The 13,286-nt window shown below is 63.6% G+C and carries 11 protein-coding genes and 1 tRNA gene; 9 read left to right on the plus strand and 3 right to left on the minus strand.

The window, feature by feature from the left end; all coding sequences use genetic code 11:
- Position 1: 1 nt before the first annotated feature.
- The 6 genes from ACFQU1_RS00380 (at position 2) to ACFQU1_RS00405 (ending at position 8,045) form a co-directional block, all read left to right on the plus strand.
- Positions 2-1,090, plus strand: coding sequence for a mandelate racemase/muconate lactonizing enzyme family protein (locus ACFQU1_RS00380; RefSeq protein WP_378128226.1), 1,089 nt, complete (start codon positions 2-4; stop codon positions 1,088-1,090).
- 35 nt (positions 1,091-1,125) lie between these two features.
- Positions 1,126-2,808 carry a GMC family oxidoreductase gene (locus ACFQU1_RS00385; RefSeq protein WP_378128227.1) on the plus strand — a complete coding sequence of 561 codons (1,683 nt, stop codon included), beginning with the start codon at positions 1,126-1,128 and terminating at the stop codon, positions 2,806-2,808.
- Positions 2,809-2,951: 143 nt separating this feature from the next.
- Positions 2,952-3,551 carry a YdeI family protein gene (locus ACFQU1_RS00390; RefSeq protein ID WP_378128228.1) on the plus strand — a complete coding sequence of 200 codons (600 nt, stop codon included), beginning with the start codon at positions 2,952-2,954 and terminating at the stop codon, positions 3,549-3,551.
- Between the two features lie 610 nt (positions 3,552-4,161).
- Positions 4,162-5,211, plus strand: a complete 1,050-nt coding sequence (pstS, locus tag ACFQU1_RS00395; protein ID WP_378128229.1) for a phosphate ABC transporter substrate-binding protein PstS — start codon at positions 4,162-4,164, stop codon at positions 5,209-5,211.
- A gap of 36 nt (positions 5,212-5,247) precedes the next feature.
- The gene (locus ACFQU1_RS00400) at positions 5,248-6,978 is read left to right on the plus strand and encodes a Na/Pi cotransporter family protein (protein ID WP_378128230.1); all 1,731 of its coding nucleotides are present in this window, start codon (positions 5,248-5,250) and stop codon (positions 6,976-6,978) included.
- 158 nt (positions 6,979-7,136) lie between these two features.
- Positions 7,137-8,045 (plus strand): aminoglycoside phosphotransferase family protein, encoded by a 909-nt coding sequence (locus ACFQU1_RS00405; RefSeq protein ID WP_378128231.1) that lies wholly within the window; start codon positions 7,137-7,139, stop codon positions 8,043-8,045.
- Positions 8,046-8,232: 187 nt separating this feature from the next.
- Here ACFQU1_RS00405 and ACFQU1_RS00410 read toward each other — a convergent pair whose 3' ends face one another.
- Positions 8,233-9,168, minus strand: a complete 936-nt coding sequence (locus tag ACFQU1_RS00410; protein WP_378128232.1) for a pirin family protein — start codon at positions 9,166-9,168, stop codon at positions 8,233-8,235.
- A gap of 266 nt (positions 9,169-9,434) precedes the next feature.
- On the minus strand, positions 9,435-10,328 hold the full coding sequence (locus tag ACFQU1_RS00415) for a LysR family transcriptional regulator (protein WP_378128233.1): 894 nt from the start codon (positions 10,326-10,328) through the stop codon (positions 9,435-9,437).
- 154 nt (positions 10,329-10,482) lie between these two features.
- Between ACFQU1_RS00415 and ACFQU1_RS00420 the strand changes: the two genes are divergently transcribed.
- Positions 10,483-11,136, plus strand: a complete 654-nt coding sequence (locus tag ACFQU1_RS00420; protein ID WP_378128234.1) for a hydrolase — start codon at positions 10,483-10,485, stop codon at positions 11,134-11,136.
- Positions 11,137-11,690: 554 nt separating this feature from the next.
- On the opposite strand, the gene ACFQU1_RS00425 is transcribed toward ACFQU1_RS00420, so the two are convergent.
- A tRNA-Ser gene (locus ACFQU1_RS00425) sits at positions 11,691-11,780 on the minus strand.
- A 340-nt stretch (positions 11,781-12,120) separates the two neighbouring features.
- On the opposite strand from ACFQU1_RS00425, the gene ACFQU1_RS00430 reads away from it, so the two are divergent.
- A complete protein-coding gene (locus ACFQU1_RS00430; protein ID WP_378128235.1) occupies positions 12,121-12,780 on the plus strand; it encodes a 50S ribosomal protein L21 in 660 nt (219 codons plus the stop codon).
- 90 nt (positions 12,781-12,870) lie between these two features.
- Positions 12,871-13,137: a 50S ribosomal protein L27 gene (gene rpmA, locus ACFQU1_RS00435; RefSeq protein WP_378128236.1), complete on the plus strand. Its 267-nt coding sequence runs from the start codon at positions 12,871-12,873 to the stop codon at positions 13,135-13,137.
- Positions 13,138-13,286: the final 149 nt, after the last annotated feature.

Raw genomic sequence — 13,286 nt, forward strand, 5'->3', positions numbered from 1 at the left:
CATGGCCAAGCTCGCGGCGATGGAGCCCGGCTTCTACCGCATTCCGCTTCCCGAGGTCCTCACGGACAGCATGCATGGCGAGATGCGCGCCTTCGAGCTCAATACCGTGCGCCTCAAGGATGAGGATGGCGCCGAGGGGGTGGGCTACACCTATACGGTGGGGCGCAACGGGGCGGCGGTCGATGCCATCCTGCGGCGCGAGATGCCCGAGATCTTTGCGGGCGAGGAGGCCGATCATATCGAGCGGCTGTGGCAAAAGGCCTGGTGGGCGCTGCATTACGGCGGGCGCGGCGGGCCGACGGTGCTCGCCATCTCGGCCTTCGACATGGCGCTGTGGGACCTGAAGGCCAAGCGCGCCGGGCTGCCGCTCTGGAATTTCCTCGGCGGCTTCGACCAAAAAGTGCCCTGCTATGCCGGCGGCATCGACCTCGACCTGCCGCTCGACAAGCTGCTCCGCCAGACCGACGACAACCTGGCCAAGGGCTTCCGCGCCATCAAGATGAAGGTCGGCCGCAAGCGCCTCGCCGAAGACGTCGAGCGGGTGAAGGCGATGCGCGCCCATCTCGGCGAGGATTTCCCCCTCATGGCCGACGCCAATATGAAATGGACCGTGGACGAGGCGATCCGGGCCGCCCGTGCCTTCCAGCCCTACGATCTCACTTGGATAGAAGAGCCGACCATTCCCGACGATCCGGCCGGCCATGCCCGCATCGTGCGGGAAGGCGGGCTGCCCGTCGCGGCGGGCGAAAATCTCCGCACTCTGTGGGAGTTCAAGCAGTATATCGCGGCCGGCGCCGTCACCTATCCCGAGCCGGACGTCACCAATTGCGGCGGCGTCACGCCCTTCATGAAGATCGCGCATCTGGCCGAGGCCTTCAATCTGCCGGTGACCACCCACGGCGCGCATGACGTGACGGTGCATCTCCTCGCAGCCTGCCCGAACCGCAGCTTCCTCGAAGCCCATGGCTTCGGGCTCGACCGTTACATCGCCGAGCCGCTTGTCATCGAGGAGGGCTTCGCCATGGCGCCCGACCGGCCGGGGCATGGCGTTCAGTTCGACTGGGCGGGGCTCGAGGAGGTCAAGGGCTGACGGCGCGCGCGATCCATGAGAACGGGAGGCGCCGAATGACCGAGCGTTTCGACTATATCGTCGTCGGGGGCGGCTCGTCCGGCTGCGTCGCCGCCGCCCGTCTCGTCATGGAGGCCGGCGCCCGCGTGCTGCTGCTGGAGGCCGGCCATTCCCACCGGCACCCGCTGCTCGACATGCCGCCGGGCATCTTCAAGATGATCAACGGCAGCAAGTTCATGCGCTACCACCACACGGTGCCGCAGGAGCATCTGAACGGCCGGGAGCACGACATTCCCCAAGCCAATGTGCTCGGCGGCGGCTCCTCGGTGAACGCGCAGGTCTATATGCGCGGCCGCCCGTCCGACTACGACGAATGGCATGAGTTGCTGCGGGGCGACAACGACTATCCCGGCTGGGGCTGGGAGGACGTGCTGCCGCATTTTCGCGGCATGGAGGGCAACAACCGCCTCTATGACGAGCGCCACGGGGCGGACGGACCGCTGCTCGTCTCCGACCCCGGCCATATCAACGATTTCTCGCGCTGGTTCGTGCAGAGCGTGCAGGCGCTCGGCGAGCCCTTCAACCACGATTTCAACGGCCCGACGCAGCGGGGCGTCGGCTTCTACCAGTTCATGAACCGGCGTGGGAAGCGCAGCAGCGCGGCCTATGCCTTCATCGCGCCGCTCGAGAGAGATCCGCGGCTGACGGTGCGCCTCAACGCGCGGGTGCGGCGCATCGACATCGCCCAAGGCCGCGCCGTGGGCGTCACCTACCGCGATGCGGCCGGCGCGGAGCACAAGGTCTTGGCGGAGGCCGAGGTCATCCTCGCCGCCGGCTCGCTCGTCACCCCACAGCTTCTCATGCTCTCCGGCATCGGCCCGGCCGATCACCTCAAGGAGCACGGCATCGACTGCCTCGTTGATCTGCCAGGGGTCGGCGAGAACCTGATCGATCATCCGGAAGCGCCGATCGTCTCCATGGCGAACGGCCCGCACGGCTATTACAAGCAGGGCGTCGGCTGGCGCATGCTGCTCAACGGCCTGCAGTTCAAGCTGTTCGGCACGGGGCCGATCACCTCGGCGGGGGTGGAGGCGGGCGCCTTCGTCAACCCGACCGACCCCACGGCCGAGCCGACGATCCAGGCCTTCTGCGTGCCCATCGTCTATCTCGACCGAGACACGCTCGGCCTCGTCGAGGATACCTATGGGCTCACCGTGACGACGGTGGTGGTGAAGCCGAAATCGCGTGGCTATGTGCGGCTGAGGTCCGCCAACCCGGACGACATGCCGCTCGTCTCGCCCAATCTCCTGAAGGACCCCGCCGACGCCCGCACCATGATCGAGGGCCAGCGCTTCTTTCTGCGCGCCTTCGCGACGCGGCCGCTCGCCGACCATATCGCCCGCGTCGCCATTCCCGATCCCGACGACGTGAGCGACGAGGCGCTGATGAACCACTGCCGCCGCTTCGTGAAGACGAACTACCACCCGAGCGGCACCTGCCGCATGGGGCCGACCGGCGATCCGCTCGCCGTGCTCGACTCGCGGCTGCGCGTGCGCGGCGTCGAAGGATTACGCGTCTGCGACCTCTCGGCCATGCCGAACATCAACGCCGGCAACACCAATGCACCCGCCCTGATGATGGGCAGCCGCTGCGCCGAACTCGTCATGAGCCAGCACGCGGCGTCCCCGCCGTCGGCGGACGCGCCGGCACCGCGCCCGGTGCACATGCATCCGGCCTGATGCGCATAGACTGATCCGCAGCCCGCTTCTTGGCCGTGACTTCACGTGAGGAGGTCCACGGACCCTTATCAGCCCATCGCGGATTTCCGGTAAAGTGCCGACCGGCAGGCCCAAGCTGCTGTTAGCCTATGCGAGTCGACCGAATGGCACCCGTCCACGTAAACCCAGACAAGATCCGCGAATTCGAGAATGCGGAGAGCTTTTACCTGTGGCTCCGCCAGCACCACGGCAAAGAGGACGAGGTCTGGATCAACATCCACAAGCTGGGTTCGGGCCTCAAGTCGATCACGCCTCAGGAGGCCATCGACGTCGTGCTGTGCTGGGGCTGGATTGACGGCATACGCAAGAGCTTTGACGACAAAAGCTACCTGCAGCGCTACACACCGCGCGGCAGGAAGAGCGTCTGGAGCCGGATCAATGTCGACAACGTCGCCCGGCTCATCACGGAAGGGCGGATGACCGCGCACGGGCTCCGGCAGGTCGAGGCGGCCAAGGCCGACGGACGCTGGGACCGCGCCTATGCGAGCGGAACGGAGATGCGGATCCCCGACGATCTGCAGGCGGCGATCGATGCCGAACCCGCGGCCAAGCACATGCTGGAGAAGTTGAGCGCACAGAACCGCTATGCTCTGGCCTACCGCCTTCATCATATGAAGACCGAAGCGGGGCGGAAAAGGAAGATCGAGACCTTCGTCGAGATGCTCAAGTGCGGCGAAACCATCTACCCGCAGCGCAGGAAATGAGCGTCCGGCAAGCCAACGAGCGGCGATCAGCACTCTCGATAGGGCCGTACCGATCACATTCTGACCGCCGCTGGCCAAGAGAGGTTCCGTCAGCCGCGGCTCTTCATCACCGGCAGAGCCGCCTCGATCGAGTGGAAGCCGCGATCCGGTTGACCTGAACGATCGCTTCGCAATTCCCATTCGGAAACGCGTCGACGATAGGCGCTGCCGGCCCTGTCCTCTTGCGGCGTTGTTCCAAGCTCTTGCGGGGCAGCAGTAGGCAGGCCGCGGCGGTCCCGCAGTCCGATGCCAGATACCGGGCCAGACCGACGTTTCACCACGATGACAAATCTGGCTCGCTCATTCCAAGACGAGCGCGGGCCGGCCCGACGTAGAGGGGCGGGTACTGTCATCCAAACGTCAAGCTGCAGTATTACCAAACATATTACGCCATTGGATATTCCGCCTGATGTGTAATGGCGCGCCGACGGTGGGGGAGATCCTGACAATTGGTCGGGCCCGGTTCGACGACTTCGTGCATAAATTCGTTCTCTGCGCCAGTCGCGAAAGGCATTTCATGGATAGACTTCGCTTCTCTTCCATGTATTCGAGGTCGACTGCGAGAATAGCAATGTCCGCCGCTGTAGGGCTTGCTGCGTTGATCTTCGGCACGGTTGCTCAGGCAGACCCCATCCAGGGCGCGGGCTCGACCTTCGCCGCGCCGATCATCAATCAATGGTCTCGCGACTACGAGGCGATGCGCACCGACGGCGGTGACTACACGTCGCCGGACTGGCGTGTTGATTACGAACCGGTGGGGTCGCTGGCCGGGATTATGCGTCTTGCCCAACCCGAGATGGATTTCGCAGCCACCGACGCGCCGCTGCCTCCTCACGAGTTGACGAAACGCCGTTGGACACAATTCCCGATCGTCATGGGCGGCATCGTGGTCGTTGCCAACATCAACGGCATAGGCGCCGGCCAGCTTCGCCTATCAGGGCAGGTGCTCGCCGACATTTATCTCGGCAAGATCAAGAACTGGTCCGATCCAGCGATCAAGGCGCTGAACCCCGATCTGACGCTACCCGACGCTCCGATCGCGGTCCTGCACCGCGCCGATGGCTCGGGCTCGACCTTTACCTTCAGCAGCTTCCTGTCGAAGGTGAGTCCCGAGTGGCAGGAGAAGCTCGGCGCCGATACGCTGATCGCCTGGCCGATCGGACGCGGGGAAAAAGGCACGGGCGGGCTGGCCACGCTGACCGCCGCGACCAACAACAGCATTGCATATCTCGAGTACGGCCAAGCCGTCCGCGCCGGGTTTCGCTTCGTGTCGCTGCAGAACGCCGACGGAGCCTTCGTGCGTCCCGGGCCGGCCACGTTCCAGGCCGGACTGGCAACCGTGGCGTGGAACGCCGCCGGCGGCTTCCATGCCGACACGACCAACCTCGCCGGAGCCAACGCCTGGCCAATGGCGGTCGTCACCTATGCCGTCCTGCCGAAGGATCGCGGCGAGATGCGGATCAACCGCGTCCTCGACCTGTTCCGGCTCTCCTTCACGCGGGGTGCCGATGAGGCCTCCGCGCTCGGCTACATCCCCGTCCCGCATGAACTCGCCGGCCGGATCGAAGCATATTGGGCCGAAAATTACGGCCCGGCGGATCCCGCGCTTGCGAACAACTAAGCTCTTCGCCGCTGTCTTTCAGAATCGGGCACGCTCATGGAAATCGATATCTTCAAGGATATTCTGGTGCCGGTCATCGGCGGGCTGGGCATCTTCATGCTCGGGCTGGAATTCATGGCCAACGGCATCCAGGCCCTCTCCGTCAACCGGATGCGCGAGTTCCTCGCCAAGGCCGCCGGAACGCCGATCAAGGGCGTCATGGCAGGAACGCTGATCACCGGTGTCATCCAATCCTCGACAGCGATGACCGTCATGGTGGTCGGCCTCGTCAACGCCGGCGTCGTGGCGCTGAGGCCGGCGATCAGCGTGATCATGGGCGCCAATATCGGCACCACGCTGGGCAACGGCCTGATCGCATTGCCGCTCGGACCACTCGGACTGATCTTCGGGGGCATCTTTGCGCTCGTCTACTGTTTCGCCAAGAGTGAGAAGGTCCGTAACGTCGCGCTGGCCTGTATGGGCTTCGCGCTGATCTTCTACGGCCTCAACCTCATGACCGGCGGCCTGCGGCCGTTGCGCAACATGCCCGAGGTCATGGAGTTGCTTCAGACCCTTCGGGCCGACTCCTACTTCAACCTCATCAAATGCGTGCTCATCGCGGCTGGTATCACCGCCATGATCCATTCGTCCTCGGCGACGATCGGTATCGTCATGGGTCTGGGTGCCGCCGGCGTGCTGGACTGGACGACGGCCGTGGCTTTCTCGCTCGGCGCAGACCTCGGCACCACGATCACCTCGTGGATGGCCTCCCTCAATCTGTCGAAGAACGCCAAGCGTGCGGCTTACGCCCACATCTCTTTCAACATTATCGGCGTCTGTATAACCGTTCCGCTATTCTTCATCTCCATAGAAGTTCTGAAGTGGGGTATGCAGTGGTTCGGCGGCGACCCCAGCATTCCCGTGCTGGTCGACGGCAAGGAGACCTTCCCGCTGGTGCCGGTCGCGGTCGGTGTCTATTCGACGGTCTTCAACATCTTCAACACCGTGTTGCTGTTCCCGTTCGTCGGCGTGTTCGAGCGCGTGCTCTCCCGCGTCGGACGCTTGGACGAGGAAGAAGTGGAGGACTTCTCGACGCCGAAGTTCCTCAACCGCCAGATCGCCAACGATTTTGCCAGAGCCGTTCCCGCGGTCCAGCAGGAGACGGCCCGTCATCTCCAAGCCGGCGCCATGTTCCTCAACATCGCGCGCGGCGACAAGAAGGCACCGTCCGATCCGGGCGAGCACTATCTGGCGACCGACATTCTCAGCCGCGACATCCGCGCCTACACGGCCAATCTGATGAAGGAAGACCTGCCCTACGAACAGCTCGATCTCATCGCCAGTTTGATCGAGGAAGCCGACTTCACCGCCGCGCTGACGGAGCAGATGCATCAGGTGGCACGCCGCGTCAAACGCGAGAAGTTCTCCCCGCAGGCGCAGACGATCGTCGATGCCGCGCTCGACAAGCTCGATGCCGCCCTGCGGGCGATCCTGCCCGACCTTGGCATTCCCGACCCCAGGATGCCGGCGGGTCACGTCAGCTTCCCGCAGGTCGAGGAACTGCGCACCCGGACGCTGGCACTCGGTCCGAATGCCGGGGCAGGCGAGCGCGGCACGATCCTCGCATTGCTCGGCTCGATCGAGCGAGCAGGGATCCTCGTCGACCGCATCGACGCCGAGCGCAAATCCGTCAACCGGCAGAGCGTGCTGGCGCGCGCGGCGGCTCGCAAGGGAAGTCAGGAGCGGCCGATGGACGAAGGTGGCCTTAGCCCCGTTCCGGCCGAGTAACCGTCCGGGCAACGGTATCGCCGCTTGGAGCGGCGATACCGCGCCCTGGTCGAGGCCGGGCCGCATTCCCTGATACTCGGCAGAACCTTCCCCGAGAAATCAGGGCTCCCCGCGTTGTGGTCGCGGGTTTTCGGGATTTTGCGACAGGATCGCGGGTGTTGAGTAGTGAAGAAAATCTGGGCGTATCCATCAATGCCGAACTGGTGCGTCGCCTGATAGCTGCGCAGTTTCCAGAATGGTCGAACTTGCCAGTAACGGCCATCGAACCCGGCGGGTGGGATAATCGCACTTTCCGACTTGGCGATCATATGTCTGTGCGCCTGCCTAGCGCCCTAGCCTATGTCGCACAAGTGGAGAAGGAACACGAATGGTTGCCTAGTCTTGCGTTGCACCTACCGTTACCAATTCCTGTTCCTCTGGCGAAGGGAGCACCAGCCGAAGGCTATCCTTGGCCTTGGTCGATTTATCAATGGCTCAATGGCGATCCGGTAACAACAGACCATATTTCCGACCTAACCGCGTTTGCTCGATCGCTCGCCCGCTTCCTCGCCGCCCTACACAGCATCGATGCGACCGGCGGGCCTCCAGCGGGGCAGCACAATTTCCATCGTGGAGGTCGCCTCGCTGTCTATGACGCGGAAACGCGGTCCGCGCTGCTGGCGCTCGCCGGGCGCATGGATATAGCGGTAGCAGGTGACATATGGACGGCCGCGCTATCGTCGGAGTGGCATGGCCCTCCGCTATGGGTTCACGGCGATATGTCATCTGGCAATCTTCTTATGAAGGACGGTGACCTATGCGCCGTGATTGATTTCGGCTGCGCGGCCGTGGGCGACCCTGCCTGTGATCTTGTGATTGCATGGACCCTGCTTTCCGGCGAGAGCCGAGAAGCATTTCGCGCAGCGCTTCCCCTCGATAAGGAGACTTGGGATCGGGCTCGCGGATGGGCCTTATGGAAAGCGCTGATTACCGTCGCAGACCAAAACAAAAGTCAGCAAAACAATGAACGGTCGTGGCAGGTTATAGGCGAGCTATTGGCTGACTATCGCCAGAAATCTGACCGATGACGCAGAACTCCTGACGGGATCAGGCCAAGCCCGACGCAGACCGCCCCCAAGCCATGCTCCAGAACGTCCCGGGAGCGATGAAGATGGGCACCCTGTCTACGCCATGGCCACATACGGCGGAGCCGCACGAGTCTGACGGCCGCTCGAACCCCGGTCGCATAGGGGCGACCGACTTGTCTCGCACCGGTCAGTCCGGAAGTGGAATGTGCTCATCCCGGTCATCGACCGGGAGATCGAAGCGCCCCTTGCCCCAGTTCTGCGCGCGCCATTCGGCTTTGGCCTTTTCGATGCGCTCCTGCGAAGACGCGACGAAATTCCACCAGATGTAGCGGGGGCCCGAAAGGGTCGCGCCGCCGAGAATCATCAGGCGCGCGCCTCTGTCGCCGGCCGCGACAGTGATCCTGTCGCCGGGGCGGAAGACCATCATCCGACCTGCCTCGAAATCCTGGCCGGCGATCGAGATCGAGCCTTCGACGATGTAGATGCCCCGGTCCTCGTGATCGTGCGGCATCGGCAACCGGCCTCCCGCATCGAGCTTTACGTCGGCGTAGAAGGTCTCCGAGTACATCGTCGCGGGGGCCTTCTCACCATAGGCGTCCCCGAGGATCAGCCGGACCGAGACGCCGCGATCCTCGATCACAGGGAGCACCCCCTCGCCATGATGCTCAAACATCGGTGCCATATCCTCGTGACGCTCGGGCAGCGCCAGCCAGGTCTGAATTCCGAACAGGCTGTTCGGACCGCTTCGGGCGGCCGAGGAGGTGCGCTCCGAATGGGTCACGCCGCGCCCGGCCACCATCCAGTTCAATTCGCCGGGACGGATGATCTGGTCTGCCCCGGTGCTGTCCCGGTGACGGAAGTCGCCGCGATAGAGATAGGTAACGGTGGCGAGACCGATATGCGGATGCGGCCGAACGTCAACGCCCTGTCCGGTCAGGAACTCGGCCGGCCCAGCCTGATCGAAGAAGATGAACGGTCCGACCATCTGCCGCTTCGGCGCCGGCAGGGCGCGCCGAACCTCGAAGCCGCCCAGGTCTCGAGCGCGTGGAACGATGAGAGTTTCGATCGCGTCGATGCCCACCTCATCGGGGCAGCCGGGGTCGATTGCCGGATTCCAACTCATGAGCGTTATCCTCTCTTGGGCTTCCGGGAGGCCTCGTCCTCGCCGATGCGGATGCCTGATTTCGATCAATCCTGACCGCGCGAGCGACGAGCGCTTTCGGCCCGACGAACACCTAAACTGGCGAGCGACCATCTGCCCAACTAGCCCTGCGATATGTCAAGCTGTGTCGCAGTAAGTGGAACGTGGGGGCAATCGTCGAACTCAGCGGCTCGCAGTGGAGCGACGGTCGAACGCAATTCCTCAACAAGGCTTCGCCCCTTCCTGTTTTAACGGTCGAGACCCCAAACATCCGGATTTTGTGCGAAGTACGCGATCAGCATTTCGATGAGGACCCGGACTTTCCGTGCGGGGTGCTGCCCCGGCGGTCGGACGACATACGCGCCTGCCGAAGGTGGGGGATAGCGTGTCATCACCGGAACGAGCGCACCGGAGGCCACATATTCGTGTGTGATGCAATCCGGGAGCCAGGCGATGCCGAGTCCTGCCGCCGCGGCAGCGGCAAGCGCGGTGGCGTTGTCGGCCTTGAACCTGCCCTGCGGCTGGACCGTGACGATTTTGTCGCCATCCATGAACTGCCAGGCTTCCGTTCCTTGCATGAGGGCCTGATGGTTGACGACCTGCTCTATCGTCTCGGGTGAACCGTGCGCTTTGATGTAATTCGGGCTTGCGACAAGCTTTCCATAGATCGGCCCGACGCGCTTCGCGATCAGGTTGGAGTCCTGAAGGTAACCAACCCGGATCGCGCAATCGAAACCTTCGGCGATCAGATCGACAAAGCGATCACTGTAAGAGGTATGGATGTGGAGCTGGGGGTGGTGTTTCGCCATTTCCGCAAGCACGGGGGCGAAGTGGGTCGGGCCGAAAGAGAGCGGCATTGCAACCCTCAAGCGGCCGCGCAGCTCACCGGTGGGAAGGATCGTTTCCCTGGCCATATCGATCTCGGCGCTGGCTCGGGCCGCATGGTCTCTGAACGTGATTCCCGCTTCCGTGAGCGCGGCGCCGCGGGTCGTCCGTGCAAGAAGTTGGGCACCAAGTTCCGCTTCAACCCGAAAGAGCCGCCGACTGACGATTGACTTGGAGAGGCCGAGCCGGCGCGCGGCGGCCGATACGCCCCCTGCATCGGCCACTGCGACGAATGTCTGCAGATCTTCGATGTTCAACTCGGCGTTCCTTATTTCGCGACACAGCTTGCCTGATTATGGCGCTATCGCATCACGAAAAGGAACAGCAAATTGCGCCCAGGCAACGTCACCCGCTGGCGCATGTCTCCCGTGAACCATTGCCGTCCCGTGGCGGCAGAAAAGGGAAGTTTTGATGACCCCTCGTAACGGCCTTGATTCACTTCTTCGCCCCGAAGACTCGGTCCTCGTTCTGATCGACCACCAGCCCTACCAGCTCGCGAACCTCAACAGCCACGAGCCGCAGATGGTGATCAACAATACCGCGGGTCTGGCAAAAGCCGCCAAGGCCTTCGCCGTGCCGACGATCCTGACCACCGTGCTCGCCGAGCGGGGTGGTTTGCTCTTCCCCCAGATCACCGATGTGTTCCCTGGCCAGGAAGTGATCGACCGCACGTTCATCAACACCTGGGAGGACCAGAAAGTGGTGGACGCGGTCAAGGCAACAGGCCGCAAGCAGTTGATCATCGCCGGCCTGTGGACCGAGGTGTGCGTCGCGATGCCGACGATCCAGGCTCTCGGCGAAGGCTGGGACGTGACGGTGATCACCGATGCGTCCGGTGGCGTTTCGGTCGAAGCACATCAGGTCGCCATCCAACGAATGATCGCGGCCGGCGCAAACATGATGACGTGGGTAGCGCTGGCTGCCGAATGGCAGCGCGATTGGGCTCGGGTCGATACGGCCATCAAGATGACCGAGGTGTTCACGCAGCATGCTGGCGGTAGCGGTATCGCTTATCTGTGGGAGCAACAGCTGCTCAATACGCCAGTGCCTGCCAACGCAGGATAGTCTGAGCAGGGCTGATGAGGTCTCGAACGACGCGTTGCGAAGATCTCGCTGCTATCGCAGCCTCGTCATCCCTGTAGGAGGTCCGTCGATGGATGCCGTGCGGCCGGCATGATCAAGGGCCACGAACCGTGATGCCTTCGTCACGCACAGGTTCAAGGCCAGGCGCGCCCCAAGCTGACCTAGTGTCGGATTTCGGTGGGTTCGGGACGCGCGTGGCCGAGCACTCCAATCCCGCGACCGCAGCCGGCATCGCTGCGACCATCGATCATCTCAAGAAAGGACCACCGGTAACGGCGGCGCAAGGCGGCATGTCGATGTTCGATCCCGAGGAAGGAGCGCATCGCACTCCATCAGGAACGGCATAGCTGGCAGCCCCTTCATGTCCAGGCAGAGGCGAAGCTGACTACGACGTGTGATCGGCGGCTGTGCCGGTTGGACTATCCCACCCGGTAGCAGGTGCGAGAACCACGCCTCGCATACCAGCCGTCCTCAAGAACTTATCCCATGGACGATTAGAGAGAGTGCCGCTCAATTCTGTGGCAATCGGCGGCTGATGGCGGAGAGGGGGGGATTCGAACCCCCGATACGGTTGCCCGTATGCCGCATTTCGAGTGCGGTGCATTCAACCGCTCTGCCACCTCTCCGTCGGCGCGCACTTATACGTGAGGAGCGCGCAAGATCAAGGCTTCTCTGATTACCCCTCAGCGGGATCTCCACGAGGCAATTACCCCGCCGCAGGCCACGAGACCCGGCCGCGCGAGGGTTGCCGCCCTGCCACACAGGCCTGCCGCAAGCACAGCCGCGCCGCGCCGACATTGACACTGGGCGGCCGGCGATGTATCGAGCCATGCTTCGCGCGAGGCTTGCCTCCGCGTCCTGCCTCGCTTCGATCCGCCACGGTGGACGGGTGAGCAGCAACATCTGCCAAAAAGCCGGCCGTGCGGAATGCTCCGTAAAGAGCCGGGTGGAACACGGGACAGAACGATGTTCGCAGTTATCAAAACCGGCGGCAAGCAGTATCGCGTGGCTGCCGAGGATGTCATTACGATCGAGCGGCTGGCCGGCGAACCGGGCGACGTGATCACCTTCGCCGAGGTGCTCATGCTCGGCAACGGCAGCACAACGGAAGTCGGCGCACCTTTCGTGGCCGGCGCCGCGGTTGCCGGCGAGCTCGTCGAACAGGCGCGCGGACCGAAGGTCATCGCCTTCAAGAAGCGCCGCCGCCAGAACTCGAAGCGCAAGCGCGGTCATCGCCAGGACCTGACCCGCGTGCGCATCACCGAGATCCTGACGGGCGGTGCCAAGCCTTCGGCGAAGGCCAAGGCGGCAAAGTCCGCGAAGGCGGCGGAACCGGCAGCGGATGCTGCGCCGGAAGCGGCAGCGACCGCCGACCATGGCAATCTGTCTCTCATCGCCGGCATCGGGCCGACGATCGAGAAGAAGCTCAGGGCCGCCGGCATCACGAACTGGGAGGCGATCGCCGCCTGGACCGAGGCCGACATCGAGAAATACGATGCCGAGTTGAACCTGCGCGGACGCATCACGCGTGACGAGTGGGTCGAACAGGCCAAGGAGCTCTTGGCGGGCAAGCCGCCGCGTGCGAAGATCGATCAGTCCGAACAAGCTTCGGGCGAGGATCGCTGAGCAGCGGCAAACAGGTTTTTGTGTGGTGGCGTTTGACGGCTTGAAGCTGCGCCTCGCGCTACCGACGACAGGTCATTCGGGAGTTTAATCATGGCTCACAAAAAGGCAGGCGGATCTTCGCGCAACGGGCGCGACTCGGACGGCCGGCGCCTCGGCGTGAAGAAATTCGGCGGCGAGCGGGTGATCCCCGGCAACATCATTATTCGCCAGCGGGGCACGACGGTGCACCCGGGGGCAAATGTTGGCATGGGCAAGGACCATACGCTTTTCGCGCTTTGTGCCGGTCATGTCGATTTCTCCAAGAAATCGGGGCGAGCTTTCGTCTCGGTCGTACCCGCCCAACAGGCGGCAGAGTAACGGCGGCAGCTTGAGACGAGGAGCTCCCGCCGGCATCCCAGCGAACCGGCGGAAACGAAGCTCCTGAATCTGCTTCGGATCCAAGCGACAGGGGAGATGGGATGTTCCATCTCCCCTTCGTCGTTTTGGCCATGGCGCCGAGCGCATGG

Source organism: Chelatococcus sp. GCM10030263, assembly GCF_042666455.1.
In the GTDB taxonomy this organism is placed as follows: Bacteria; Pseudomonadota; Alphaproteobacteria; order Rhizobiales; family Beijerinckiaceae; genus Chelatococcus.

Excerpts from the sequence above, each read along its gene's own strand:
- ACFQU1_RS00380 (WP_378128226.1), top strand. The coding sequence starts at position 2 with ATGGCCAAGCTCGCGGCGATGGAGCCCGGCTTCTACCGCATTCCGCTT.
- ACFQU1_RS00385 (WP_378128227.1), top strand. The coding sequence starts at position 1,126 with ATGACCGAGCGTTTCGACTATATCGTCGTCGGGGGCGGCTCGTCCGGC.
- ACFQU1_RS00390 (WP_378128228.1), top strand. The coding sequence starts at position 2,952 with ATGGCACCCGTCCACGTAAACCCAGACAAGATCCGCGAATTCGAGAAT.
- pstS (WP_378128229.1), top strand. The coding sequence starts at position 4,162 with ATGTCCGCCGCTGTAGGGCTTGCTGCGTTGATCTTCGGCACGGTTGCT.
- ACFQU1_RS00400 (WP_378128230.1), top strand. The coding sequence starts at position 5,248 with ATGGAAATCGATATCTTCAAGGATATTCTGGTGCCGGTCATCGGCGGG.
- ACFQU1_RS00410 (WP_378128232.1), bottom strand. The coding sequence starts at position 9,168 with ATGAGTTGGAATCCGGCAATCGACCCCGGCTGCCCCGATGAGGTGGGC.
- ACFQU1_RS00420 (WP_378128234.1), top strand. The coding sequence starts at position 10,483 with ATGACCCCTCGTAACGGCCTTGATTCACTTCTTCGCCCCGAAGACTCG.
- ACFQU1_RS00430 (WP_378128235.1), top strand. The coding sequence starts at position 12,121 with ATGTTCGCAGTTATCAAAACCGGCGGCAAGCAGTATCGCGTGGCTGCC.
- rpmA (WP_378128236.1), top strand. The coding sequence starts at position 12,871 with ATGGCTCACAAAAAGGCAGGCGGATCTTCGCGCAACGGGCGCGACTCG.